We start from the raw sequence: 24,190 nt of genomic DNA, 5'->3' as shown, positions 1-24,190 counted from the left end.
ACTGCTTTCAACCCTAAGCCGCCATCCAGCTAAAAGCTCCAAAGCCGCCATTCAGCTCGATCTATTCCTGATCTTCTCTTGCCCCATATCTTGCGGATGCCGTAAACCGAAATATTTAACAAACACATGCACCCATTGGCCACAGGACTATTCGGTACTCGGGTTATAGTATTTGTCATGGATCTGCTCACGGATTTGATCTAGCAACTGTTTAGCGCTTAACCCCGGAGGGGCTTCAGTGTTAATCGCTGAGAATGCATGCCATAAAGCTATGGCTACTAGCCGCTTTTCGCGCTATTTTCGTGCCGATTTAGACCGCAAGCGCGAGATATGGCCTGCGGGTTCGTGCGGTCTACCTTTAGTTAACTCTCGTCACGTCGTCTCAAAGGATTGAAAAAATGGCTATTGCACCAAGATTTGCTCACCTGTACGACAGCGACCTCCCTGCTGATATTGCTGTTGGCCTTGTCTTGCACCTAGATCCACCTGTGCTGGAAAGTGAAGGCGGCACCTATACATGCAACCCAACAGTTCGTGTTCAAGATCAACACTTCTTTGTTTGTATTGCTGTAAATACAAATACATCTAGGTGGCTACCCCTCTATACAGAGCCTGGCGAGGGTCGGACAAACATTGCTTCGACTCGAAAGCATGGACATAAAAAATGGACTGAGGGTCCAACGTACTGGCATAAGGATCAGGTGTGGGAAGCCACGTCTCACGCCGTGTACCTGGCAGCTGGACGTGCCCATGACAAATCAAGAAAGGGAAGCAGGAACTATATTGATCCTTCAGCGCTGCCCACCAGCTTATAGCCCATCTCAATGCATCGCCGCCTGCCTGGTTGTTCAAGAGGACGTCTACCAGCTTTGCTGGTAGCCGCCCGTTAACGCAGGCTTTGAATGACTCCTTTCTCTTGCGGTAATCGGCTGCTTATGGCTGATAGCTGCTTGTCGTTTTATGCGGTGGGCCAGTTGTGTGAGGCGACCGCGACGATGCTGGCCAACCAAGATTGGATCAAAAATCAGTTCCGCAATGAAAAATGAACGTCGCGCAAACAAAGGTCTCCAGCCGTTTTAAGGCATTACAAATGCGGAAAGGTATTTTTTTTAAGTAACTGATTTCTCGAGTTTTGTGCGTGGATTGAATCCGCCTACGCCGGTTCGATTCCGACCTCGGCCTCCACTCTTGGAAACCCCGTAGATTAACGTCTACGGGGTTTTTTATTGCCTGCAATTTGAGGATCACTTCCGCAACTTTTTGAATCACTTCCGCAACCCCCCCCTTTTTTCTCGCTACATCGAAGTGCCACGACTGGAGGGCTCTTTTTGATTTTATGCTCGGGTTGCGGTCGTTGTTGATGGATCTGACGATCCAATAACGGTGAATAGAGGACGTTCGAATTGGCCCGTTTCCTACCCATAACAGTCAATCTTCGCGTCGTTGCAGATTAGGTTTCCACACGCATATGACCTAAGGCCGTACCCACTGCTACCCCGATCCAGGAGAGCACTCCAGGTCGTGCAGACCTTTCCTTTTCAAGGCCAAATTAGTAGCTTCAACATTAGCTGTTTGAAAAAGGCAGTAATCAGGATGCAAAAAACAGCCCGAATAGCTTAACAACTTTTAGCACATTCGATTCTCATGTATGGTTCGGGAGGTTCCCGTTATGTTGGGGAAGGCTGTATGGACATCGGTGCGTGGTATGTCATGCATGCGATGTCCCTGAAGCCTTGTGGCGTGCTGCGTATCAGGATCGAGAGTTCAACGTCGTAAACAAAGTCAGCTACTACTCACCGACCGGGGAAGTGGCCGAGCCGTTCTGATAAAGGAAAAAAACATGAGATACAGAATCTTGATTCCCTTGCTAGCTTTAAGTCTGAACGCCGTAGCTGCGAAGCAGAACATCGATCTGCCGAGTTGTGACGTTCAAGGCCAGCATGCATTGGTTGGTGAAACAGGAGGTCAGATCAGTGACTTGGGACAAGCTCACATATCGGTGCGCGCGAATATCCTGATTGCCGATATCGGTACTTCACGAAAATCCCGCAATATCACTCAGGCTGAAGCTGACCGTATGTTCAAGCGTGTCGACGCTATCCGAAACGAGACCGACGGCTTTGTAAGCCAGCAAGGCTTCTTGAGCGCAGGTGAGAAAGCTAGTTTCGACCGCGAGCTTGATGGCATTGCAACGCAGCTGTGTAAATAGAAAAGATCTCTGCACACCACCGGCTCTGGATTTGGCTTTTAGCAGTATCAGGGCGCTCTGATCGCTCCCACGATGATTGGCAGGAGAATCCCATGGTTGAAGTTTTGCTAGGACTCATTGCTGGTCTCTTGGGGGTGATTTGCATCCTTGCGTTTGGAATCCTCTTCAACGTGTCCCAAGTCAAGACCGGAATTTCGTCGCTCATTCAGACCACTGCAGTTCTTCACGACATAAGTGCCGACCAAAGCCAAAGGTTCGAATCGACTACGGCTCACCTGGAGCAATTAGTTGAGACCTCTGTGAACATTGAGCGGAGTATTTCGGACATCAAAGATGTTACTGACGTTATTTATCGGTACAAATTGCCAAATGCGGCTGAGAGAGCGTTTCTGGACCAGATGGAGATCGATCACGAGGTTTCGAACGGCATTCTGAACTCTGGTGGACGTCAGACATAACAGGACGACTTAATTCGTATTTCGCCATTTACAAATACAACGGAAAACGTACACACCTTACCCTCTGATTTTTACAAAAGTCTCATCCTGATTCGGCCATAGGAAAGATATGAAGCAAGTCTTGATTGGTTTTACTCTGGCTCTTGCGCTCATGGGCTGCTCTGACCCAAAGAAACCGTCAGTAGTGCCACTACACAACGCCTCGACTGGGTAGCAAGCATGTAGGCTACGAAACTTAGAAAATCCATTCCGCAACCAAAATAGAGGCGCCCGATTTCATTGGCCTTCAGCGCAATTTAAATATTTGCGATGCGGAATTTGATTGTATTTAACTGATTGATAAGTAAAGAAATATTTATGGATTGCAAATCCGCCTACGCCGGTTCGATTCCGACCTCGGCCTCCACTCTTGAAAACCCCGTAGATTAACGTCTACGGGGTTTTTTACTGCCTGCGATTTGGGATCGTTTCCGTAACTGGCCGTATTTCCCGCTGCTAATCTCTCATCTATTACGCGTTTGCCGCTTTTAGGTGAGCGCGCAGGTGTACCTACTCCGAATTCACGCAGAGCGGGCAGTCGGAAGTTCAACTTTCATTTTGTTTTTTGTGAGTCTCGAAAGAGGTCTCTCTAAGAGCGTGAAACTTGCGTAAGAGGCCGCACCAATACCTAACACAATTAGTGCAAGCGTGATCGAATCAGTCAAATTAAAGGCTAACTGGGCCTGAATCATCACGCTAATTACAAGCACATGGCATAGATAGGTGGAATAGGACCAGTCGCCTAACTTGCTTAGAAACCCAATGCGCGAGAAGTAGCGCTCTTGAGATACTGCGGCGATTAAAATGGCTGCACACGGTAGACCGGATCGAAATGGGTCATGATTGACCGGGCCATATCCGGCGATTTTCCATATAGCGATAGCTGTTATCAGTGCAGCAATTGCCGTGGGTATCTTCTGTATCATTCCTTTTTGGTATGCATACGCAATAAATATACCGAATAAGAATTCATAGACGATTTTATTTTTGAAAAATACGAAATCGCCACCGAGATCAGGTACGAACTTTCTAAGAAGAAGCACGCCAAGAACGATAGCGGGTATTCTGAGCTTCGCGGGGGCGTATAGACTGAAAAAGAAAATAGCATAAAATGCCATCTCGTAATTCAACGTCCAGCCAACGGTAATGACAGGGAATATTCCAATACCCGCAGGGTTTTGCGCTGGAATAAAAAATAGGCTTTTGATTAGAAAGACTGGCTCGTATAAAGTAAGAGGCACAACGCTTGGCGCAAGGATCAAAACTGCAGCAGTTATCAGGGTGAACAGCCAGTAAGCCGGTGCGATTCTTACTATCCGATGGAGAGCAAATATCTTTGGTGTTACATCTTTTCCAGATGCCGAAAGGAATATAACGAAGCCGCTAATAACGAAAAACAAATCGACGCCAATTGCTCCGTATTTGAATAGAGCAACTGAAACTCCATCAGTTTGTTCGAAGTTGTACGCGATTTGCATGTAGTGATGAAAGACAACAATCCATGCAGCTAAGGCTCTGAGTATTTGTATTGAATTAAGCATCAGGTTCATCGTCTGCAAAAAAGAAAGTAGTATACCAAAAATCTGCTCTTTCACCCTATAAAGAAGAGTGTTGGCCCGATAGCGGCCTCCGATGTGATCGCTTCGCGGTCGTTACGGTACTTGGTCAGCCGTTATGAGTCCAGCACGCTCCCTTGAGAGCATCGCCGGCAAACAACCTATGGTCCATCAGAGGGGGAATACACTGAGCATACTGATTCTTTGCCCTGTCATGTTATTTTGGAAAGTCGCCTATGAAAAGTGACTGAATCACAGGGTCAGCCCCCCAAAGGCTATTAAATGGGTATATTTTTCCCTTTTGGAGTGAATATCGAATCAGTCTTACGGTATTTATTGGTATTCTCCGGCGCGATCATGACGGCCAAAGCGAGGTCAGTGATACATGTAAATGGTAAATTCTATTTTTCGTCACTAATACTCAGCCGTGATCGTCTTTGAATTCAAGTCGTGGGCCTAACCCTCATATATAAAATTAGAAAAATTGGGTGGGCTACAAATTTTTAGCGGGGGCAGACCACGATTTTAATTAAAAAACTGTAGTCCGCGCCCTATACCCCAGCCACTAATCCAACTAGCCAATATCTATCGGACTCGATCTCTCCAACGCAACATCCACCAGCAGCCCTGCGTTTTCAATCAACTGCGCCAATCCAAACGTTTGCAGCCGCCGTGATCCGCTCAGCGCAAACGCCTGTTCATTAGCAGTGACTAATGCCGCTGCCAACAGCTCGCTGGCATTCACTAATGCATCCTCCGTACTCAGGTCTGGTCTTACCCTGAAAATACTGGTGGAAATATTGTTATCAGGTGGTAGTGATTTCAAGAGTCCTGCTCCATGGGGCAATCCTCAGATAAATTCAGGTTGCGACGCCCGGCCACAGCATTGGCTGCGACGGCGAATCTTAGCCAGGCTTCTTCCTGTGACTCAACCTTGCTGGCTTGTGGGAAACGTCCGAAGCTCGACAGGGCGGCGGTGCGCCTCTAACAAATATCGTTGCTGTTCACCCGGAGTCAGGCATGAAATCTGTTTGCCGATTCAGTGCGCCGATTCCCCTGTCCCAACCTGGCTCACTGGCACATAAGTGACTCAGTTCGGCAATGCCAAGCAGCGCGTCAGGGCTCTTGTGTCTACCACTCCATTCAACTCAATTGCCATCAGCCTCAGCCCTGATAATGCGCTGACTTTTCACTTCGCCCGCATACACCGCAAGCTTCGCCTGCTGGGCTGTCAGCAATGCGACGATCTTCATCATCGCCACCGCGCCTTTCGGGCTTTGGGCGCCGGCGGCGAGGGCGGTGAGTTCAACCACCGACCAGCCAACCACCGCCGCTGCGTCGTCCAGGTCATAAAACAGTTCCTGTTGAGCGGTTCTGGGCCCGTGGAGGCCGTGTATCAATTTTTCCATTGGTTTCCCACCCGTCACATCAAAAGGTATCGGTTTGCCAGGCTACCCGTTAACCGGGCGATCGCGTATGAGCTGCTCCCACCATTGTATTCATTTGAGGAGGGCGATACCGCTATTGGCCCGTTGCGCGCCAACCAGCTATCACACAGGGTAATTTCGTCAGGTTTAACCCCCGAACACGCCGCGAAAATCGGCCTGCCGTTGTGAAATGTTGTGAAGCCCCATGGAATGGCCCTTTGCCCATGCTAACGTCCGCGTCGGGGTATCGTCAGCACGACGATTTCATTCGTTTCATCGAGGGAGCAGCGCCGATGTCTACTACCGTAACGCCCGCGGCTGGCGGGTCGAACACGCCAAAGTCCTCACCGTCTTCGTTCGACGATAAGTTGAACATTGCCAAGTCCAGCAAGGTGATTGCCGATTACATGCGCCAGTCGGGCAAGTCGGCCATTAACAAGCAGGACCTGACGCAACTCGCGAATAACGCCTCGGGCAAGGTGCCAACCGACGTTTCCGACGCTGCCAAGTACATGGAGCGCCACCCGGACGTGTTCACCGCAATCGAAACCCACGACGTGGCCGGCGCCGATAACCTGTCGGGCGTGTGGAACTTCGACTGGGCCGCGAATGGCGGGCTGAAGGGCACGGCGACCGACGCCATCGCCAAGATGCAGGACACGTTCGACATGGCCATTGCCAAGTCGGCGCAGATCACTGAAATCAGTACCGGCAAAAAGGCCGAGCTGGACTCGACCAAGCAACGGCCACAAAACTGACGGGTGGGCGCTGCCCGTCAACCCAAACGGTTCCCGGCGCGTGCGCCGGGAGCCGTTTTGTCCCTGACTTGACTGAACGGGAATCGCGCCCAATGGCTCACCTCGAATACCAGGCCGCTGGCGAAGAACTCCCGTACGCCCCGGTCGATCCGCGCACTGCTCGCCAAGCCCAAAGTGTATGCCTCGATCCGCCCCTAGCTGTACGGGGCGGCGGGCGCCATAAGCCACTACTGTCGCAGGCATAACACCACCGTTTGGATGCCGCGCCATGTTTATGTCTACAGGTTTACTGTCAGCCTTTGTGCTGTTCGCCTTCGTCTCCTCGATCACTCCTGGGCCCAACAACACGATGTTGCTGGCCTCGGGCGTGAACTTCGGGTTTCGCCGGTCGATGCCCCATGCGCTGGGGATCAGCGTTGGTTTTATGCTGCTGGTGATTTCGGTGGGCCTGGGTCTGGGCGAAGTGTTCAAGGTGTTTCCGTGGGCCTACACGGTGTTGCGGTATGTGGGTGCGGCGTATTTGCTGTACCTGGCGTGGAAGATCGCGACGTCGGGCGGCCTGTCCGAGGGCAGTGATGCTCAGGGCAAACCCATGACGTTTCTTGGCGCGGCGGCGTTCCAGTGGGTCAACCCCAAGGCGTGGATCATGGCGTTGGGCGCCATCACCACCTACACGCCGGCCGAAGGCTACGTGACCAACGTGCTGGTGATTGCCCTGGTGTTTGCGCTGGTCAACCTGCCAAGTGTTTGCGTGTGGGTCGGCTGTGGCAGTGGGTTGCGCAATGTGTTGCGCGAACCGCGCTGGTTGAGGCTGTTCAACCTGTCGATGGCCGGGTTACTGGTGCTGTCGCTCTACCCGATGCTGTTTGCCAGCTGACGCCGCTCTATTTAGCCAAGTGCCGACATTGACCACGGCGGCACTGGCCTTACCCACTGGACGTTTCGCTAGACCGGCCAGCCCTGGACACAGGCCATATCTTGCTGATACCAGCCCGTTAAGGGCGAACAATGCGGTGAGTCAGGCGTTCTGCGGCCGCAGGTTTTGGGGCTGCTGCGCAGCCCAGCGCGGGGCGAGCCCGCTCGCCACGGGTACTCTCGCCTGTTCTACCTAAATACCTTGAAAGGGCTGGCTAGACCGGTGAAATGGTCGCCAACAAGCCTATACCGATGGTCAGCACTAAAAAGCCGAACAGGAAAATTGCCATCTTGGTCATAAGGCCTCCGAAGGGAAGGGGCGGCAGGAAACGTCCTGTCGCGCTCGACATGGGTGTCGGGAATGGCGCTATTGTCCGCCAGGAACAGATTTCAATACAGACGCAGATGGAAAAGAAAAAACCGTATCAGATGGGGTTGTAGCCGCTGGCTTGCGGGCCTGAGTGGCGCCTGTGTTTATGAAGATCAGCCTTCAACAGTGCCGACTCACGCTACATCGGTTTGGTGCCACGTTTTCGCCGTTTTGGTACAGCAATCCTCTAAGATGGCGCCCACTGCACTAACAATAAGCGTGGGCTGACCCTCGATGGAAAGACGCCAGTTCAGCGGTGGCATGCAAGGCAAGAACTTGCGCTACCTCAATGACAACCCCCAGCAGCCGTCGCCGGTGACCCGCGTCGGCTTTTTGCTGCTCGAACACTTCTCCCTGCCCGCATTCACCCAAACCCTCGACACCCTTATCACCGCCAACCTGCTACGCCCCGAGCTGTTCGCCACGCGCACGTTCGGCTGCGGCGAGGGCGAAGTGATCAGCGACCTCGGCCTGGTGATTCGCCCTGATGCGCGCCTGGACGCGTTGGCGTTGCAGGACCTCGACTTGCTGGTGATCTGCGGTGGTTTTCGCACCGAACTCAAGGCGGCTGACGAGCTGACCCAACTGCTGCGCAGCGCCGCCGAACACGGCGTGGGCCTCGCTGGCCTTTGGAACGGCTCATGGTTCCTCGGCCGCGCCGGTCTGTTGCAAGGCTACCGGTGCGCCATCCACCCCGAACACCGCCCGGCGCTGGCGGAAGTGGCAAAGGCTGCGCAAGTGACCAGCGAACCGTATGTGATCGACCGCGACCGGCTGACCGCCTCCAGCCCGTCGGGGGCGTTCCACATGGCCCTCGACTGGATCAAAAGCCTGCACGGCAAGGCACTGGTCGAAGGCATCGAAGACATTCTGTCGTTTGAAGAATCCCGCTACCGGCGCATCAAGCCCACGGAAAACGTGTGCGTCAGCGCGCCGCTGCGCGAAGTCGTGAAACTCATGGATTCCAACCTTGAGGAACCGCTGGAGCTGGACCAGTTGGCGGTCTATGCCGGCCGTTCCCGACGCCAGCTGGAGCGGCTGTTCAAGGAACAACTGGGCACCACACCGCAGCGCTATTACATGGAACTGCGCGTGACCGAAGCGCGGCGGCTGTTGCAGCACACGGAGCTGTCACAGGTGGATGTGCTGGTGGCGTGCGGTTTTGTCTCGCCGAGTCATTTCAGCAAGTGTTACAGCGCCTATTTTGGCTATCGCCCTTCGAAGGAGAAGCGGCTGGTGAAGTAGGATGGGCGCTGTTTATCTGGACGTTTTTATCAGGGAGAGCCGATGGCCATTTCACTTAAAGATCGTTATCGCGGCAGCCTGTTGGGGTTGGCCTGCGGTGACGCCGTGGGCACCACGGTTGAATTCAAGCCGCGCGGGACGTTTGAACCGGTCACTGACATGGTCGGCGCGGGGCCTTTCCACCTCAAGCCCGGTCAATGGACCGATGACACTTCCATGGCGCTGTGCCTCGCCGAGAGCCTGTTGAATAAAAAGGGTTGCGATGCGGCCGATCAGATGACGCGGTATCTGAACTGGTGGAAGTGGGGATACCTGAGCTCAACCGGTGAGTGCTTCGATATTGGCATGACGGTGCGTGAGGCCCTGGCGGTATTTCAGGAGAGTGGCAACCCGTTTGCCGGCTCGACTGATCCTTATTCTGCGGGCAACGGTTCGATGATGCGTCTGGCGCCGGTGGTGCTGTTCTATTTTCCTGACCGGGAAAAGATCCGTCAGTTTACGGCGGACAGTTCGCGTACAACCCATGCGGCGCTGGAGGCAATCGAGTGCTGCCTGTTGCTGGCGCAAGCGATTGGCAATGCCTTGAGCGGCGCTGCCAAGGATCAGGTCTTGCACTTCCCTGACTCAACCTCGACTGCACCGAAAGTCGCGGCCATCGCCCACGGCGAATACCGGCATAAACCCAGCGCCGAGATTCGCGGTTCAGGCTATGCCGTGGCATCGCTTGAAGCCGCGTTCTGGTGCTTTCACCATACCGAGAGCTTTGAAGAAGCTGTACTGCTCGCCACGAACCTGGGTGATGACGCCGATACTACGGCGGCCATCGTGGGGCAATTGGCCGGCGCGCACTATGCGATGCAAGGTATTCCGGAAGGCTGGCTGGACAAGCTCTGGATGCGCGATGAGATTCAAGAGATGGCAGATGGTTTATTGCGTGCGGCTTCAGCGGGTCAATAAAACCGCGCGGGAACGATCGGGTGTGGGGTCAAAAGTGGCTTTTTTCAGAAGCGATTTAATTCAAACGGTGCCGGCGCCGGCAGGTCTGAAAACAACGGTGTGGGTGCAACGAGTTGCACCACCATCTCCGCCGTGACTGCCGCCTGGGTCAAACCCAGATGTTGATGCCCAAACGCTAGCAACACCTTGCCATCGCACACCCTCTCAATAATCGGCAGTGAGTCCGGCAATGACGGCCTGAAGCCCATCCACGGCGTCGCGCCTTCTGCACTCAGGTCTTGCCTGAACAACCCCTGGCTCAACCGGTGCAATTGCCAGGCGCGTCGCATGTCGGCAGGTCGCTCAAGCCCGGCGAATTCGACGGTGCCGGCCAGGCGCAAGCCGCCAGTCATGGGCGTCATGATGAATTTGCGCTCCAGGGAGGTGACGGCAAACGGCAGGCGATCTCGCTCAAGGGGCAGCATCAGGTGATAGCCGCGTTCTGTGTCCAGCGGCACTTTTTTGCCGGTGAGTTCAGCGGTCAGTTTGGCCGAGTGGGCGCCGCAGGCGATCAGCACCTGGCGCGCCTTCAAAACGCCCAGATCGGTCCTCAGCGAGACGCCCGTGTCCTCAACGCGCGCCTCGAGCACGCGCTGCTTTAGAAACTGCACGCCGTGGGCTTTGGCGGCATCTACCAGCTCGCGCACCACCTGATACGGATCAATAAAGTGCCCGGTACCCGGGAAAAACAGCCCGCCCTTGATGTGTTCGCTTAACTGCGGCGCCGCTTCGCGCACGGCCTCGCCTGACCAGAATTCCAACGGCACGTTTTGCTGTTGCATGCGTTGTTGCAGAGCGTCGATCGCTTCGCGGGAATCGGCGCGCTCGAAAACCAGCAGCGAACCGTCTTCGCGCAGCAACTGCGGCCGATCAATGGACTGCAGCAATCGCTGCCACGCGCCAAGGCTGGCTTCATTCAGCGCACGAAGGCCCGCCACCGTGCGTTGGTAACTGGACGGTCGCAGGTTCAGCAACAGGCGCACAAACCAGGGCAGGGCGCGGGGCAGGTATTTCCAGTCCAGGCGCAGCGGGCCCATGGGATCCATGAGCATGCCGGGCAGGCGCGTGAGGATCGACATGTCGGCAATCGGGAATACCTGCTCGGTGGCCAGGTGCCCGGCATTGCCGTAGGAGGCGCCCATGCCCGGCTCCTGAGGGTCGAGGACAATCACGCGCAGGCCATGACGCGCCAATTGCAGGGCACAGGCGACGCCGATGATGCCGGCGCCAACGACGGCGATGTCTACAGGGGTCGAATCGGGCATGGCGTGGCCTCTCTCTGGCCGTCGAGCAAGCGCCGCAGCGCGCAGGGTCAGGCGGCGTTCTGTTCAGCCGACCAGTTGGCATACCACTGGCGAAACAGCGCGTACTGGTTTTCGGCGTAGCGGCGCTGGGCATCGCTGAGCACGTCGGTGTCGTTGAAGTGCAGGGCATAGCCTTTGTCGCCGTTGAGCACCATCAGGTGCTTGTAATACAGCACCAGGTCGCAGCCCTCGTCGAACGAGGACAACACCGCCAATGCGGCTTCCAGCTCGCGCGCCAGGCGCCGGGCCTTGGCGTCACCCTTGGCGGCTTGTTTGCTCAGGGCCACCAAGTGCAGCACTTCGCGGGGCAGGGCGTTGCCGATGCCGGTGATGGCGCCGGTGGCGTTGCAGTTGACGAAACCGTGCACTACCTGGGTATCGACGCCGACCATCAGCGTCACGTTATCGTCCTGGGAGGTGATGTTTTCCGCTGCGTAACGCAGGTCAGCGGCGCCGCCGAATTCCTTGAAACCGATGAGGTTGGGGTGTTCGCGGCGCAGCTCGAAGAACAAGTCGGCGCGGGTCGCGAAGCCGTAGTACGGGCTGTTGTAGATCACCGCCGGCAGGTTCGGCGCGGCCTTGAGAATCGCCGAAAAATGCGCCTTTTGCGCGGTGGCCGAGGCGCCACGGGACAACACTCGCGGAATCACCATCAACCCATGGGCACCGACGTTCGCCGCGTGAGCCGCATGTGCGACGGCCTCACGGCTGTTCACCGCGCCGGTGCCGACGATGGTCGGCACGCCAGCGGCCACCAAGCGTGCCACGCCTTCCTGGCGCTCGGCTTCAGTCAATAACGGCCAGTCACCCATGGAACCGCAATACACCACGGCGCTCATGCCGATATCGACCAATTCGCGGCCTTTGGACACAAGGGCGTCAAAGTCCGGCGTGCGCTGCGGGGTGCACGGGGTCATCAGCGCGGGGATGCAGCCGGTGAAAATGGCGTCGCTCATTGTTCTGACTCCAATATGTGAAATAAGGCGAGGCTCAGATGCCCCAGGCGAAAGGGTCCTGCTCGTCGATCAGCAGCGTGCTGTCGGCGGTCATGTAGGCGCGGCCAGTGATGTACGGGATGACGCGTTCGCCGTCCCATTCATAGCGGCCTTCAAAGCGGCTGCCGGTGATGCTCGCCTGGACCCACGACTCGCCGGGCTGAAGTTTTCCATCGGCGGCCAGGCAGGCGAGTTTGGCGCTGGTGCCGGTGCCGCAAGGCGAGCGGTCGTAGGCCTTGCCGGGGCACATCACAAAGTTGCGACTGTTGGCGCTGGCGTCGTCGGCGAATAGCTCGATATGGTCGATCAACGCGCCGTCCGCAGCGTGAATACCTTGAGTGTCGAGGGCCTTGAGCATCGCCCAGGTGTATTCGGTGAGGGCGTCAACGTTATCCATTTGCAGCCTGTGGCCGTGGTCCGAGACCAGGAAAAACCAGTTGCCGCCCCAGGCGATATCGCCGTAGACCACGCCATGGCCGGGCACCTCTACCGGCACTTGCTGGCGATAGCGGTAGGCGGGCACATTGCGCAGGGTCACGGCGCCGTCCGGGTGCAGGGTCGCGGCGACCGGGCCGACCGGCGTGTCGAGGGTGTGCACGCCGGGTTTGATGCGACCCAGGTGGTGCAACGAGGCCACCAGGCCAATGGCGCCGTGGCCGCACATGCCGAGGTAACCGGCGTTGTTGAAGAAGATCACCCCGCACGTCGCACCGGGCGTAACGGGCTCGCAGTACAGCGCGCCGACCAACACATCATTGCCTCGCGGCTCCAGCAGGCAGGCGCGGCGCCATTGATCGTGGTGGGTGCGCAGGAAATCCCGTTGATCGGCAATGCTGTTGCCGGCGAGTGTCGGAAATCCGTCCATCACCAAGCGCGTGGGTTCGCCGCCGGTGTGGGAGTCGATAACGTGCAACCGCTGCATAAAACGCACCCTCTGTGTTCGCACTACACGATGCCCGGCAGCAACACGGCGAAACCGCCGTGTAACCAGGAATGGCCCTATCCTGAACCCGCGAGCGGCGCGAAGATTGATGTGTTGTGTGGGTGTGGATGACGAATTCAGCACAATGCGCCGCCCTCGACAGGGCCTCGGGCATGGAGCAATCTGCTTAAAAAAACGGAGGTTGATGTGATGTTGCAGAGCTCGTTTGCGACCCTTTGCAAAGGGACTGATGCCCATCGCCCCCACAGCATCGAGCAGCTGTTGGCCGGCGTGGTGCAGTTGTTGCCGATGCTGGATGTGATCCCCAATGCGGCGGTCTTTATCAAGGACCTCGACGCCCGCTATGTTCTCGCCAACCGCACGCTGGTGCAGCGCTGCGGCCTAAAGCAACTGCAACCGCTGCTGGGCAAGACCAGCGCCGAAGTGTTCCCGGCGCAACTCGGGCCGGGGTATACCGAGCAGGACCGGCGCGTGCTGGAGCAGGGTTTGGTGCTGGAGGACCAGCTTGAACTGCACCTGTACGGCACCCGCGAACCCGGTTGGTGCCTGACCCACAAATGGCCGCTGTACAACGATGAGGGTCAGATCATCGGCCTGGCGGGCATTTCGGTAGACCTGCAAACGGCCAGCGAAACGCACCCGGCGTATCAGCGCCTGGCCGCCGTGGATGAACACATCCGCAAGCATTTCAACCGCCGCGTCACCCTCAGTGAGCTGACGCGCATCGCAGGCATTTCCGTGGCGCAACTGGAGCGCTACTGCAAGCGCGTGTTTCACCTCACGCCTCGGCAGATGATCCAGAAAGTCCGCCTGGAGCATGCGCACCGGTTGCTGCACACCGAACTGCCGATCACCGAAGTGGCGCTGCAATGCGGGTACACCGATCACAGCGCGTTTACCCGGCAGTTCAAAGCCTTGACGGGATTTACGCCCAGGCAATATCGCCAGCGGGCGTAGTTACCCGCATTGCAATGCAACGAATAGCCCCCGCGACCCCTCCTATGCTTACGAATATCCTTTTCACGAGACAGGTATTGAGCTTATGACGGCGGCTGACAACGATCATGTGAACTGGCTGGTGCAACAATCCATGCTCAACGCTGCGCGCCAGCGGGCCAAGCTTTATTCCGGGCAGGGGCGGCTGTGGCAGCAGCCTTATGCGCATACCCGGCCGCGTGATGCCACGGCGTTGTCGTCTGTCTGGTTCACCGCGTATCCCGCGTCGATTGTGACCCGTGAGGGCGGCACGGTGCTGGAAGCCTTGGGCGATGAAAGCCTGTGGCATGCGCTGTCGAAGATCGGTATCCAGGGCATTCACAACGGCCCGTTGAAGAAGTCGGGCGGGCTGTCCGGCACGCGGCATACGCCGACCATCGACGGCAACTTCGACCGCATCAGCTTTGAAATCGACCCCGAACTGGGCACCGAGGCGCAGTTGCAGGCCCTGACGCGCATGGCGGCGGCGCATAACTCGGTGATCATCGACGACGTGATCCCGTCGCACACCGGCAAGGGCGCGGACTTCCGCCTGGCCGAGATGGCGTATGAAGACTATCCCGGCCTCTACCACATGGTGGAAATCCGCGAGGAAGACTGGCCGCTGTTGCCTGAAGTCGCCGAGGGGCGTGATGCGCAGAACCTCAGCCCCTTGCAGGTGGATGCACTGCGCGACAAGCATTACATCGTCGGCCAGTTGCAGCGGGTGATTTTCTTCGAGCCCGGCGTCAAGGAAACCGACTGGAGCGCAACGCCCGTGGTGATGGGCGTGGATGGCAAGCCGCGCCGTTGGGTGTACCTGCATTACTTCAAGGAAGGCCAGCCGTCGCTGAACTGGCTCGACCCTTCGTTTGCCGCGCAGCAGATGATCATTGGCGACGCCTTGCACGCCATTGATGTGATGGGCGCCAAGATCCTGCGCCTCGATGCCAACGGGTTTCTCGGCGTGGAGCGCAAGCTGGATGGCACGGCATGGTCGGAAAGCCACCCGCTGTCGATCACCGGCAACCAGTTGCTCGGCGGCGCAATTCGTAAAGCCGGCGGCTTCAGCTTTCAGGAGCTGAACCTCACCGTCGACGACATCGCTGCGATGTCCCATGGCGGCGCCGACCTGTCCTACGACTTCATCACGCGTCCGGCGTACCAGCACGCCTTGCTGATGGGCGACACTGAGTTTTTGCGCCTGATGCTGCGCGAAATGCACAGCCAGGGCATTGATCCCGGCTCCCTGATTCACGCCTTGCAAAACCACGACGAGCTGACCCTTGAACTGGTGCACTTCTGGACGTTGCACGCCCACGACAGCTACCTTTATCAGGGCCAAACCTTCCCCGGCAACATCTTGCGCGAGCATATTCGCGAGCAGATGTACGAGCGCCTGGCCGGTGAGCAGGCGCCGTATAACCTCAAATTCGTAACCAACGGCGTGTCCTGCACCACCGCCAGCATCATCACGGCGGCACTGGGCATTCGTGATCTGGATGCGATTACAGCGGCGGATATCCAGCAGATTCGCCAGATTCATTTGTTGTTGGTGATGTACAACGCCATGCAACCCGGGGTGTTTGCGTTGTCGGGCTGGGACCTGGTTGGCGCGCTGCCGTTAGCGGCAGACGACGTTGCGCACCTGATGGCAGACGGCGATACCCGCTGGGTACATCGCGGTGCCTACGATCTGGTGGACTTGAACCCTGAAGCAGAACTGTCGGCAGGCCAGATGCCGCGCGCAAAAACCTTGTACGGCAGTTTGAACAGCCAGTTGAAGGACCCGGAATCGTTTGCCTCGCAGTTGCAGAAAATCCTCGCCGTGCGCAGCGCCTACGGGATTGCTGCCAGCCGCCAGATTCTGGTGCCGGATGTCGAGCATCCCGGCTTGCTGATCATGGTTCACGAGCTGCCGGCCGGGAAGGGCACGCAAATCACTGCGCTGAACTTCGGCGCCACGCCTATCACCGAAACCCTGCACCTGCCCAACATTGCGCCAGGGCCGGTGGTGGACATCATTAATGAGCGGGTAGAGGGCGACTTGACCGCTGAGGGTGAATTCACCATCACGCTGGATGCGTATGAAGGCCTGGCGCTGCGGGTGGTGAGTAATTCACCGATGGTGTAGTTGCGGGTTTCTGTTGGCACGGCGCCGCCGTGCCGACTTTCGAACACAACCACGGTAGGCTGACCGCTCTGTATTGCGGGCATGCCGGGCCGTGCCTTTCCCCATGGCTCTGTGCGTCAACGCAATCACCACTGACAAAGGCTTGGTCATGAGCGACATTCTTGAACAGATAGAACGCTACAAACTTGAGGAAATTGCAGCCGCCAGGGCGGCGATTCCCTTGGTGGACATCAAGGCCATGGCGCTGGACCAACCCCCGACCCGAGGTTTTTACAGTGCCTTGAAGGCAAAGGAAGCCGACGGGGCGTTTGGCTTGATTGCGGAGATCAAGAAGGCCAGCCCGTCCAAAGGGCTGATTCGGCAAGACTTCAACCCACCGGCGCTGGCACAGGCCTATGAAGACGGCGGCGCGGCCTGCCTGTCGGTGCTGACCGACACGCCAAGCTTTCAGGGCTCGCCGCAATTTTTGATCGAGGCGCGTAACGCTTGCAGCCTGCCCGCATTGCGCAAGGACTTCATGTTTGACGGCTATCAAGTCTACGAAGCGCGGGCCTGGGGTGCGGACTGCATCCTGCTGATCATGGCGTCACTGAGCGACGGCCAGGCCGCCGAGTTCGAAGGCCTGGCAATGAATTTGGGCATGGATGTGCTGGTGGAAGTGCACGACGAAGCCGAGTTGCAGCGCGCACTGAAACTTAACTCGCCGTTGCTGGGGGTGAACAACCGTAATTTGCGCACCTTTGAGGTGAGCCTGTCGGTCAGCGAGCGATTGGCATCCATGGTGCCGGCGAGTAAATTTCTGGTCGGCGAAAGTGGCATCTTCAGCCATGCCGATTGCCAGCGCCTGAAAGGCTCCGGTATCAACACCTTCCTGGTGGGTGAAAGCTTGATGCGCCAAGAGGATGTGGCAGCGGCGACCCGCACGCTGTTGAGCGGCCACGCTTAAACGCTACACGCCTCACAGGCAACACCTGAAGCGCTTACTTACCGTTCAGCTCAATGCGCCGGGGAGGGCAGGTGATTTCAGGCGCCTAGTCGAGAAGGAATGGCGCGGCTGAACTACTCTTGCACTCAAATGATCCTAGTGCGATCTCAATCTGTCGACGGGTAAACATGGATAAGCGGCTTGCGGGTCTTTCATTTCTGCTAACGCTCGGCTGGGTGGTCGCCGTCGCCTTTGTGATGTGGTTTTTTTCGAGAGCCTAGCCTTGATGGCATGAAAAGGCCCACATGCAGTGGGCCTTTTGCCGGGTGGGTATCAACCCATCAATCGTGTTTGTTCTTGTGTTTGTGCTTGTTGTTGCCTTTGTGCTTGCCGCCGCCGGACCGATGACCGCTCTCGTCATCCGCCAGGTTATTGCCCAACGCGCCGCCCGCTGCGCCCCCTACACCTGCACCGATGGTTGACCCGGTTGCGCCGCCGAGGCGATTGCCGATGAGTGAGCCACCCGCAGAACCCAGCCCGCCGCCAATGGCAGCTTCGGTTTTATTGCCCTTTTGAGCGCCAACCGCGCCGCCAGCTGCTCCGCCTAAACCTGCACCGACAGCAGCGCCGGTCGATCCGCCCATTTGTTGGCCGACGATATTGCCCAATGCGCCACCCACGCCGCCGCCCAGCGCTGCGGTGCCATCTCCTGCGGCCATCGCGCCTTGCGAAATCAGGATGCCCAGTGCCAGGGTCGGAAGTGTCATTTTCATTTTTTTTGTGCCTCTGAAGGTTGCCAGCAGGCGCTCACGGTTTGAAGCACGCCCACCCTTCAGATTAGAACAGATTGGTGAGTTAGCCGTCGGAGTTTGATGGGCGGTGTGGGAGGCGAGAATAGAGGGTAACGAAGCACAAACAATAAGGGCCTGCATGAGATAACTCATGCAAGCCCTTGATATGTATGGTGCCCGAAGCCGGAATCGAACCGGCACGCCCTTACGAGCGGGGGATTTTAAGTCCCATGCGTCTACCAGTTTCGCCATTCGGGCGGTAGCGCGTTGAAGCAGGGTTGGGAATATATAGACCCAGGCGCATCGATGCAAGGTCGAGAGGCGCGTTTGTTGCACAAATCTCTTATTGAAAAAGCGTGATAGATCAGTGATCTACATAAACCTGTTGGCGCTCTGCGGAGGATTTTTTGCGTGCGGGAACAAGTTCTCGGAATTCCAGTCATAGCGATATGCCATCCCGGCAGTTTCGAAAGGAATCAGTTGATGCTCAGTGTTCGCAAGCCTTCTTGGATGATTACTGCAAGCGTAATAGGGCTGTTTGTCGCCATGGGCGTGAATACGGCGCAGGCGGAGAGTGATGTGCAGTGGGGCAGTTTCGGGCCAGGCAGTAATGACAAGTTTACGACCAGTTCCTCAGAGGGCGCCAAGCGCGTGTTGGCCACCAGCACGTTCAGCGTGGGCGATTTCGAAAAATTGCTGGAGGCACAGAAGAGCGACAACTACGAACTGCAGAGTTTGAAAGGCAAGCTGGAAGAGCAGGCGCGCTATTTTGATGACTTCAAGCGCAAGGACGGGTCCAGTTCAAGTGCCAGCGACAGTCAGCTCACCGACTTGAAGCGCACGGTCGCGGATCAGAAGAGTGTCATCGACAAGTTGAAAAGCGAGGTGGATGACTTGAAGCGAAACTCAAGTTCCAGTTCAAGCTCCAGTTCCAGTGAACTGTCCCAACTCAAAAGCGAAGCCAGTGATCAGAAACGCAGCATTGAGGAGCAAAAACGCAGCCTGGACGATCTTAAACGCAGCCTTGATACGCTGAGTAGCAAGGTCAAATAACTTTGTCCTGAGGGCCACCCCTTTAATGGTCCTTAGGTAGAACAGGCGATGAGTACCCTGTGGCGAGCGGGCTTGCCCCGCGTTGGGTTGCGCAGCGACCCTAAAAGGAGCAATGCGGTGAGTCAGGCACTCCTCGGCTGCTGTTTTTGGGGCTGCTGCGCAACCCAACGCGGGGCAAGCCCGCTCGCCACAGGGATTGTGTTTGGTCTCATCGGGCGGGTATCACTCCCCTGGGCCTCAATCCCGGCCATTGGAAGTATGCCGAATTCAGCGCACGCTGAGTTCAGTCGATCAGCGCGAGCAGGTCGGTATCGCCCACGTCCACGCCCGCCTGGCTCAGCAGCGTCGTTGCCTGGCCCCGGTGGTGGGTTTGATGGTTGAAAAAATGCATCAGCAGGCCGAAGAACGGTTTGTCGGCCGCCATGCCGCGCATGTTGTGGTAGTGCAGGTGATGGTCCAGGTCTGACTCGCGCAGGTTGCGGGCCCATTCAGTGATGAGCGGGTCCAGCCAGAGGCGCCGGGCCGTCAGCTCGCGGATATCGGCGAAGGCCAGCTGTTTGAGGTCTGTCGGCATGTCGACAGCACTTAACGGTGCTAGCGCCGAGAAGCCGGCCGGGTGCGTGGCAAAGCGCTTGAGCCAGACAGTGTCACCCAGCGTCAGATGGTTCAGCGTGCCGAGGATCGAGCCGAAGAACGCCTGTCGATCCTCGCTCAGCTCAGCGTCCGTCAGCGTACTGGCAGCGTCATACACCTTGCGGTTCATCCAGGCGTTGTAGTCTGCCAGCAGCGTAATGTGCTCGATGCGGTTCACCGGTGTTCTCCTTCAATGGCGCGTGAACGCCATCATAAAGCGTGCCCGCCCGGCGGTCATGGTGTTCCCGCAGCGGCGGGCTATGGTTGCCAAGTCCTAGAAGCGCACGGTGGCGCCGGTGGTCAACCATCTGTTGCGCTCGCCACTGAGGCTTTGCCCGACCACCACATCCACATCCACCAACGTGCCCAGATGGAGTCGCGGCCCGGCCTGCCACGCTTGGTCGCCGCCTTCCTGGCCGTAGCGCTCACCGATCAGCGTAAGTGCGTCCGCTACTTGATATTCAAACCCGGTGCCCCACGTCAGGCGGTGGGTTTGCTCGCCACCGTTGTAGGCGTGGGCCCAGCCGCCATTGAAGTTCAGGCGTAGCGCTTGCACGGGTTGCCAGGTTAGCGGCACCGTGAGGTCTGCGCCGTCGAAGGCATGTTGGCGGTCCAGCGCGACATGCCCGGTTGCAGACACCGCCAGTTGCAGCCCCAGATCTTCCCGCGACCACACCTGCGCCTTCACTTGCGGGCTGACCTGGGTTTCGGCGTCACCGGCCTCGCTGGAGCGCGACAGTGCCGCGCTCCATTGCACCGATGGCAGGGCACTGAAGGTGCAGGCCGGGTTGAGGGTTTGGTTATGAACGTTGCCTTGATGCCGATTGGCGGTGTACCAGGCGTCCACATTGCATTCGCCCGGCGCATTGACCGCGCCGTCATCCACCACATAGGCACCGCCAGCGGCGTAAGCCCTGGAACACAGTGCGGTCAGCAAGATCAGGCCCAGGGTGACGCCGATAAAGATCAGGTTACGTTGCAGTGCGCGGCGCTTGGCCGGTGGCAGCAACAACAAGGTATTGCGCGGGCCGCGATAGTGACGCGCACGGTATTTGGCGAACCCGTCCTTTTGAATCGGGGTGTGTTTTTTGTGCATGATGCACCTCGCTTGAAGTCAGCTTTCTACGGTCAGCACCGGAATGCCGCTGGCGGTGGCCTGGCAGACCAGCTCGGATGTGTCGTCACCACCCGGCAGGGCGATGACCACATCGGGGCGGCTGTCGGTGAGCATGAAATGATTGCGCTGGCGTTCTGCCTGCTTGCCGTGGCGTTGCCAATTGGGCGGGTAGCGCACCACGTCGATGCTCATTTCCCTGGCCCATTCCTCGATGTCGCTGCCGAGGAACTGGTTGCCGCCGTGAATCAAAACCTGCACCGGGCGCAGGCGGTGGTAAGCGTCCAGCACGTGGCGGGACCTTTTGGTGTCGGCGTAATGACGACCTGCACAGATCAACACGCGCATGGGTCAAATCCTTGTAGTGCACGGCAGCGGCCGGGCGGCCGCCACCGTTTAAACGGCGGGGGAGATCAGTACCACTGCTTGAAGCGGCGGATGTAGATCGTTTTCATCAGTTGCGCCACGCAGCAGTAGGCCAGCAGGGTGCCAACCAGCCATGGGAAGTACGCCAGCGGCAGCGGCTCCAGGCCAACCAGGGTGCCCAGCGGCGAGAACGGCACGTAGATCCCGAGTGCGATGACGATGGCGGTCATCATCAATACCGGCCAGGCGGCCGTGCTTTGGAAGAACGGGATCTTGCGGGTGCGCAGCATGTGCACCACCAGGGTTTGCGAGAGCAGCCCTTCGATAAACCAGCCGGACTGGAACAGGGTCTGCATTTCCACGCTATTGGCGCTGAACACGTACCACATCAGTGCAAAGGTGGTGATGTCGAAGATCGACGATGTCGGCCCGATCCAGATCATGAAGCGGCCAATGTTTTTCGCGTCCCACTTGCGTGGTTTGGCCAGGTATTCCTTGTCCATCTTGTCCCACGGCAAGGCCAGCTGGGAGATGTCGTACATCAGGTTTTGCAGCAGCAAGTGGATGGCAAGCATCGGCATGAACGGGATGAACGCACTGGCGACCAGTACCGAGAACACGTTGCCGAAGTTGGAGCTGGCGGTCATGTTCAGGTACTTCATGATGTTGCCGAAGGTTTCGCGGCCTTTGAGCACGCCTTCTTCGAGCACCATCAGGCTCTTTTCCAGGAGGATGATGTCGGCCGATTCCTTGGCGATGTCGGTGGCGGTATCCACCGAGATGCCCACGTCAGCATCTCGCAGCGCCGGCGCATCGTTGATGCCGTCACCGAGGAAACCGACCGTGTGACCGTTGGCCTGCAGGGCTTTCAGCACCCGGGATTTCTGCAGCGGCGTCAGCTTGGCAAACACCGTGCGCTCTTCCACGCGGCGCATCAGCGTGGCGTCGTCCATCGCTTCTATTTCCACGCCCAGCAGTGGCTGCCCGGGTTCCAGGCCGACCTGGCGGCAAATCTTGCTGGTGACCACGGCGTTGTCGCCGGTCAGCACTTTGACCGCCACGCCGATCTGTTGCAGCGCCGCAATCGCCGGGCCTGCGGTTTCTTTCGGTGGGTCCAGGAAGGTCAGGAAACCCTGGATCACCAGGTTGCGCTCATCGGTGGTGGTGTACTGCTGGCGTGCCAATGCCTTGGGGATATTGCGCGTGGCAACCACCAACACGCGGAAGCCGTCCTCGTTGTAGTCGTTGGCCAGGGCCAGCAACTCCTCACGGCGGCGATCATCCAGCGGCACGGCTTCGCCGGCCACCGTCATGTGCGTGGAAATGCTCAGCATCTCCTCCACAGCCCCTTTGCACACCAGCAGCTGGTCGCCGGCGGCATCCTTGACCACGATCGACAGGCGACGGCGCACGAAGTCGAACGGCAACTCATCGACCTTGCTGTAGGCAAACGGCACCTGAAACTTCGGGTTCTGCGCCGAGAACTGCACTACCGCCTGGTCCATCAGGTTTTTCATGCCGCTCTGGTGAAAGCTGTTCAGCCAGGCCAGGGACAGTACCGCGTCATCCCGTTGGCCAAGGGCGTTGACGTGGTGTTCGAGGATGATTTTGTCCTGGGTCAGGGTGCCGGTCTTGTCAGTGCACAGCACGTCCATCGAACCGAAGTTCTGGATCGCGTTGAGGCGCTTGACCACCACTTTGCGCTTGGCCATGGCCGTTGCGCCCTTGGCCAGGTTGGCGCTGACGATCATCGGCAGCATTTCCGGGGTGAGGCCCACCGCAACCGCCAGGGCAAACAGGAAGGCATCGCCCCAATCGCCTTTGGAGAAGCCATTGAGCAGGAACACGATCGGCACCATCACCAGCATGAAACGGATCAGCAGCCAGCTGACGCTGTTCACCCCTCGGTCGAAGGCGGTTTGCACCCGCGAGCCGACAATCGCCTTGGCCAGCGAGCCAAAATAAGTGCGCGGCCCGGTGGCGACCACAACGGCTTTGGCGCGGCCGCTGACCACGTTAGTGCCCATGAAGCAGATGTTTGGCAGGTCGAGCAGGTTGCCCTGGTCGGCGGCCATCGAGGAGGCGGATTTTTGCGTCACGTCACCGAGGGTGTCGTATTTCTCCACCGGCAAGGCTTCGCCGGTCAGCACGGCCTGGCTGATAAACAGGTCACGGGATTCGATCAGGCGTATGTCAGCCGGGATCATGTCGCCCGCCGACAACTGCACGATATCGCCCGCCACCAGCTCGCGCATCGGCACTTCACGCAGGATGGGCTGGGCGCCCACTTGCTCGCGGCGCAGCACGGTGGCGGTGGTGCGTACCATGGCTTTCAAGGCTTCGGCGGATTTGGCCGAGCGGTGTTCCTGCCAAAACCGCAGCAAGCTGCTGAGCAGCACCATGGTCATGATAATGATGACCTTGGTCAGGTCGACTTCTTCACCGGCTTGCAGCGGCAACCAATAGTCGGTAACAAAGCTGATGCCGGCGAGGGTCAGCAGTACGTAGATGAAAGGGTTGTTCAGTGCCTGCAGGAACTGGACGATGGCGTGAGGCGGCTTGTCGTGGGCCACTTCGTTGTGGCCTTCCCGTGCCAGGCGCGCCGAGGCGTCCAGCTCGGTCAGGCCGTCGGTGGTTGCGCGCACATTGGCAAGGGTGGCCGACAGGCCGTTCTGGGCTTCGCGGGCGGCACGCATCGACAGCTTGGTGTCGGCGTCGGTGCCATTTTTCTTGTGCAGTGGCGTGTTTTTTACGGCGCTCATTGTCTGTACTCCTGTCGCCAATTCTCGACAAAACATACCCGGTACTTACCTGAATACAGGCGAGCGAAAGCATGCCGAGCCGCGGACTTCGCGATCGGTTTAAATAAGGTATTGATATAACTTCTGCAGGGCCCGCTGCTGACGCGTTAGTTAACTAGCGCGCAGCGGGCTACTACTGGAAATGTTCATAAAGAACTCCAGACTGTTCATCAGAAAGTTGCT

22 protein-coding genes and 1 tRNA gene are annotated in these 24,190 nt (G+C 57.8%); 11 read left to right on the top strand and 12 right to left on the bottom strand.

Annotation, left to right across the window (positions count from 1 at the left end):
• Positions 1-398 precede the first annotated feature (398 nt).
• The 3 genes from Q7C20_RS01240 to Q7C20_RS01230 all read left to right on the top strand — a co-directional run bounded on the left by Q7C20_RS01240 (position 399) and on the right by Q7C20_RS01230 (position 2,667).
• Entirely contained in the window at positions 399-815 is a 417-nt protein-coding gene (locus Q7C20_RS01240; protein WP_375064635.1) for a hypothetical protein, read from the top strand.
• A 1,025-nt stretch (positions 816-1,840) separates the two neighbouring features.
• On the top strand, positions 1,841-2,209 hold the full coding sequence (locus Q7C20_RS01235) for a hypothetical protein (RefSeq protein ID WP_375064634.1): 369 nt from the start codon (positions 1,841-1,843) through the stop codon (positions 2,207-2,209).
• Between the two features lie 92 nt (positions 2,210-2,301).
• Complete coding sequence (locus tag Q7C20_RS01230) at positions 2,302-2,667, top strand: hypothetical protein (RefSeq protein WP_375064632.1); 366 nt, start codon at positions 2,302-2,304, stop codon at positions 2,665-2,667.
• A 560-nt stretch (positions 2,668-3,227) separates the two neighbouring features.
• On the opposite strand, the gene Q7C20_RS01225 is transcribed toward Q7C20_RS01230, so the two are convergent.
• From Q7C20_RS01225 to Q7C20_RS01215, 3 genes are all read right to left on the bottom strand, one after another.
• Entirely contained in the window at positions 3,228-4,247 is a 1,020-nt protein-coding gene (locus Q7C20_RS01225; RefSeq protein ID WP_375064630.1) for an acyltransferase family protein, read from the bottom strand.
• A gap of 589 nt (positions 4,248-4,836) precedes the next feature.
• On the bottom strand, positions 4,837-5,088 hold the full coding sequence (locus Q7C20_RS01220; protein ID WP_375064628.1) for a DUF6124 family protein: 252 nt from the start codon (positions 5,086-5,088) through the stop codon (positions 4,837-4,839).
• Between the two features lie 322 nt (positions 5,089-5,410).
• Positions 5,411-5,671: a hypothetical protein gene (locus Q7C20_RS01215; protein ID WP_375064626.1), complete on the bottom strand. Its 261-nt coding sequence runs from the start codon at positions 5,669-5,671 to the stop codon at positions 5,411-5,413.
• Positions 5,672-5,982: 311 nt separating this feature from the next.
• On the opposite strand from Q7C20_RS01215, the gene Q7C20_RS01210 reads away from it, so the two are divergent.
• From Q7C20_RS01210 to Q7C20_RS01195, 4 genes are all read left to right on the top strand, one after another.
• The gene (locus Q7C20_RS01210; protein WP_348056719.1) at positions 5,983-6,447 is read left to right on the top strand and encodes a hypothetical protein; all 465 of its coding nucleotides are present in this window, start codon (positions 5,983-5,985) and stop codon (positions 6,445-6,447) included.
• Positions 6,448-6,715: 268 nt separating this feature from the next.
• A complete protein-coding gene (locus tag Q7C20_RS01205; protein ID WP_375064624.1) occupies positions 6,716-7,324 on the top strand; it encodes a LysE family translocator in 609 nt (202 codons plus the stop codon).
• Between the two features lie 669 nt (positions 7,325-7,993).
• Positions 7,994-8,977: a GlxA family transcriptional regulator gene (locus Q7C20_RS01200; RefSeq protein ID WP_375064847.1), complete on the top strand. Its 984-nt coding sequence runs from the start codon at positions 7,994-7,996 to the stop codon at positions 8,975-8,977.
• Between the two features lie 42 nt (positions 8,978-9,019).
• Positions 9,020-9,934 carry an ADP-ribosylglycohydrolase family protein gene (locus Q7C20_RS01195; protein WP_375064622.1) on the top strand — a complete coding sequence of 305 codons (915 nt, stop codon included), beginning with the start codon at positions 9,020-9,022 and terminating at the stop codon, positions 9,932-9,934.
• 44 nt (positions 9,935-9,978) lie between these two features.
• On the opposite strand, the gene Q7C20_RS01190 is transcribed toward Q7C20_RS01195, so the two are convergent.
• Genes Q7C20_RS01190 through Q7C20_RS01180 form a run of 3 tightly spaced genes read right to left on the bottom strand, consistent with a single transcriptional unit; the run spans position 9,979 to position 13,194 of the window.
• Positions 9,979-11,238: an NAD(P)/FAD-dependent oxidoreductase gene (locus tag Q7C20_RS01190; protein WP_375064620.1), complete on the bottom strand. Its 1,260-nt coding sequence runs from the start codon at positions 11,236-11,238 to the stop codon at positions 9,979-9,981.
• Between the two features lie 47 nt (positions 11,239-11,285).
• Entirely contained in the window at positions 11,286-12,233 is a 948-nt protein-coding gene (locus Q7C20_RS01185) for a dihydrodipicolinate synthase family protein (protein ID WP_375064618.1), read from the bottom strand.
• A gap of 34 nt (positions 12,234-12,267) precedes the next feature.
• Positions 12,268-13,194, bottom strand: coding sequence for a 4-hydroxyproline epimerase (locus Q7C20_RS01180; RefSeq protein ID WP_375064616.1), 927 nt, complete (start codon positions 13,192-13,194; stop codon positions 12,268-12,270).
• 210 nt (positions 13,195-13,404) lie between these two features.
• On the opposite strand from Q7C20_RS01180, the gene Q7C20_RS01175 reads away from it, so the two are divergent.
• The 3 genes from Q7C20_RS01175 to trpC all read left to right on the top strand — a co-directional run bounded on the left by Q7C20_RS01175 (position 13,405) and on the right by trpC (position 17,270).
• A complete protein-coding gene (locus Q7C20_RS01175; RefSeq protein ID WP_375064614.1) occupies positions 13,405-14,172 on the top strand; it encodes a helix-turn-helix domain-containing protein in 768 nt (255 codons plus the stop codon).
• Between the two features lie 85 nt (positions 14,173-14,257).
• Entirely contained in the window at positions 14,258-16,324 is a 2,067-nt protein-coding gene (gene treS, locus Q7C20_RS01170) for a maltose alpha-D-glucosyltransferase (RefSeq protein WP_375064612.1), read from the top strand.
• Positions 16,325-16,472: 148 nt separating this feature from the next.
• Positions 16,473-17,270: an indole-3-glycerol phosphate synthase TrpC gene (gene trpC / locus Q7C20_RS01165; RefSeq protein WP_375064610.1), complete on the top strand. Its 798-nt coding sequence runs from the start codon at positions 16,473-16,475 to the stop codon at positions 17,268-17,270.
• A gap of 320 nt (positions 17,271-17,590) precedes the next feature.
• Here trpC and Q7C20_RS01160 read toward each other — a convergent pair whose 3' ends face one another.
• Positions 17,591-18,193 (bottom strand): glycine zipper domain-containing protein, encoded by a 603-nt coding sequence (locus Q7C20_RS01160; RefSeq protein ID WP_375064608.1) that lies wholly within the window; start codon positions 18,191-18,193, stop codon positions 17,591-17,593.
• 18 nt (positions 18,194-18,211) lie between these two features.
• Positions 18,212-18,298: transfer RNA gene (locus Q7C20_RS01155), tRNA-Leu, on the bottom strand.
• Between the two features lie 225 nt (positions 18,299-18,523).
• On the opposite strand from Q7C20_RS01155, the gene Q7C20_RS01150 reads away from it, so the two are divergent.
• Positions 18,524-19,093, top strand: a complete 570-nt coding sequence (locus Q7C20_RS01150) for a hypothetical protein (protein ID WP_375064606.1) — start codon at positions 18,524-18,526, stop codon at positions 19,091-19,093.
• A gap of 283 nt (positions 19,094-19,376) precedes the next feature.
• Here the strand turns inward: Q7C20_RS01150 and Q7C20_RS01145 are convergent, their stop codons facing one another.
• The 4 genes from Q7C20_RS01145 to mgtA form a co-directional block, all read right to left on the bottom strand.
• Positions 19,377-19,904, bottom strand: coding sequence for a DinB family protein (locus Q7C20_RS01145; protein ID WP_375064604.1), 528 nt, complete (start codon positions 19,902-19,904; stop codon positions 19,377-19,379).
• Positions 19,905-20,000: 96 nt separating this feature from the next.
• On the bottom strand, positions 20,001-20,822 hold the full coding sequence (locus Q7C20_RS01140; RefSeq protein WP_375064602.1) for a hypothetical protein: 822 nt from the start codon (positions 20,820-20,822) through the stop codon (positions 20,001-20,003).
• Between the two features lie 18 nt (positions 20,823-20,840).
• Positions 20,841-21,188, bottom strand: coding sequence for a DUF2493 domain-containing protein (locus Q7C20_RS01135; protein ID WP_375064600.1), 348 nt, complete (start codon positions 21,186-21,188; stop codon positions 20,841-20,843).
• A 65-nt stretch (positions 21,189-21,253) separates the two neighbouring features.
• Positions 21,254-23,968, bottom strand: a complete 2,715-nt coding sequence (gene mgtA, locus Q7C20_RS01130; protein ID WP_375064598.1) for a magnesium-translocating P-type ATPase — start codon at positions 23,966-23,968, stop codon at positions 21,254-21,256.
• Positions 23,969-24,190 lie beyond the last annotated feature (222 nt).

Origin of the sequence: Pseudomonas sp. AMR01 (assembly GCF_041946035.1) — a bacterium.
GTDB lineage: Bacteria > Pseudomonadota > Gammaproteobacteria > Pseudomonadales > Pseudomonadaceae > Aquipseudomonas > Aquipseudomonas antarctica_B.
This window is presented reverse-complemented; position numbering and strand designations above follow the sequence as displayed.

Excerpts from the sequence above, each read along its gene's own strand:
- Q7C20_RS01240 (WP_375064635.1), top strand. The coding sequence starts at position 399 with ATGGCTATTGCACCAAGATTTGCTCACCTGTACGACAGCGACCTCCCT.
- Q7C20_RS01235 (WP_375064634.1), top strand. The coding sequence starts at position 1,841 with ATGAGATACAGAATCTTGATTCCCTTGCTAGCTTTAAGTCTGAACGCC.
- Q7C20_RS01230 (WP_375064632.1), top strand. The coding sequence starts at position 2,302 with ATGGTTGAAGTTTTGCTAGGACTCATTGCTGGTCTCTTGGGGGTGATT.
- Q7C20_RS01225 (WP_375064630.1), bottom strand. The coding sequence starts at position 4,247 with ATGCTTAATTCAATACAAATACTCAGAGCCTTAGCTGCATGGATTGTT.
- Q7C20_RS01215 (WP_375064626.1), bottom strand. The coding sequence starts at position 5,671 with ATGGAAAAATTGATACACGGCCTCCACGGGCCCAGAACCGCTCAACAG.
- Q7C20_RS01210 (WP_348056719.1), top strand. The coding sequence starts at position 5,983 with ATGTCTACTACCGTAACGCCCGCGGCTGGCGGGTCGAACACGCCAAAG.
- Q7C20_RS01205 (WP_375064624.1), top strand. The coding sequence starts at position 6,716 with ATGTTTATGTCTACAGGTTTACTGTCAGCCTTTGTGCTGTTCGCCTTC.
- Q7C20_RS01200 (WP_375064847.1), top strand. The coding sequence starts at position 7,994 with ATGCAAGGCAAGAACTTGCGCTACCTCAATGACAACCCCCAGCAGCCG.
- Q7C20_RS01195 (WP_375064622.1), top strand. The coding sequence starts at position 9,020 with ATGGCCATTTCACTTAAAGATCGTTATCGCGGCAGCCTGTTGGGGTTG.
- Q7C20_RS01190 (WP_375064620.1), bottom strand. The coding sequence starts at position 11,238 with ATGCCCGATTCGACCCCTGTAGACATCGCCGTCGTTGGCGCCGGCATC.
- Q7C20_RS01185 (WP_375064618.1), bottom strand. The coding sequence starts at position 12,233 with ATGAGCGACGCCATTTTCACCGGCTGCATCCCCGCGCTGATGACCCCG.
- Q7C20_RS01180 (WP_375064616.1), bottom strand. The coding sequence starts at position 13,194 with ATGCAGCGGTTGCACGTTATCGACTCCCACACCGGCGGCGAACCCACG.
- Q7C20_RS01175 (WP_375064614.1), top strand. The coding sequence starts at position 13,405 with ATGTTGCAGAGCTCGTTTGCGACCCTTTGCAAAGGGACTGATGCCCAT.
- treS (WP_375064612.1), top strand. The coding sequence starts at position 14,258 with ATGACGGCGGCTGACAACGATCATGTGAACTGGCTGGTGCAACAATCC.
- trpC (WP_375064610.1), top strand. The coding sequence starts at position 16,473 with ATGAGCGACATTCTTGAACAGATAGAACGCTACAAACTTGAGGAAATT.
- Q7C20_RS01160 (WP_375064608.1), bottom strand. The coding sequence starts at position 18,193 with ATGAGTTATCTCATGCAGGCCCTTATTGTTTGTGCTTCGTTACCCTCT.
- Q7C20_RS01150 (WP_375064606.1), top strand. The coding sequence starts at position 18,524 with ATGCTCAGTGTTCGCAAGCCTTCTTGGATGATTACTGCAAGCGTAATA.
- Q7C20_RS01140 (WP_375064602.1), bottom strand. The coding sequence starts at position 20,822 with ATGCACAAAAAACACACCCCGATTCAAAAGGACGGGTTCGCCAAATAC.
- Q7C20_RS01135 (WP_375064600.1), bottom strand. The coding sequence starts at position 21,188 with ATGCGCGTGTTGATCTGTGCAGGTCGTCATTACGCCGACACCAAAAGG.
- mgtA (WP_375064598.1), bottom strand. The coding sequence starts at position 23,968 with ATGAGCGCCGTAAAAAACACGCCACTGCACAAGAAAAATGGCACCGAC.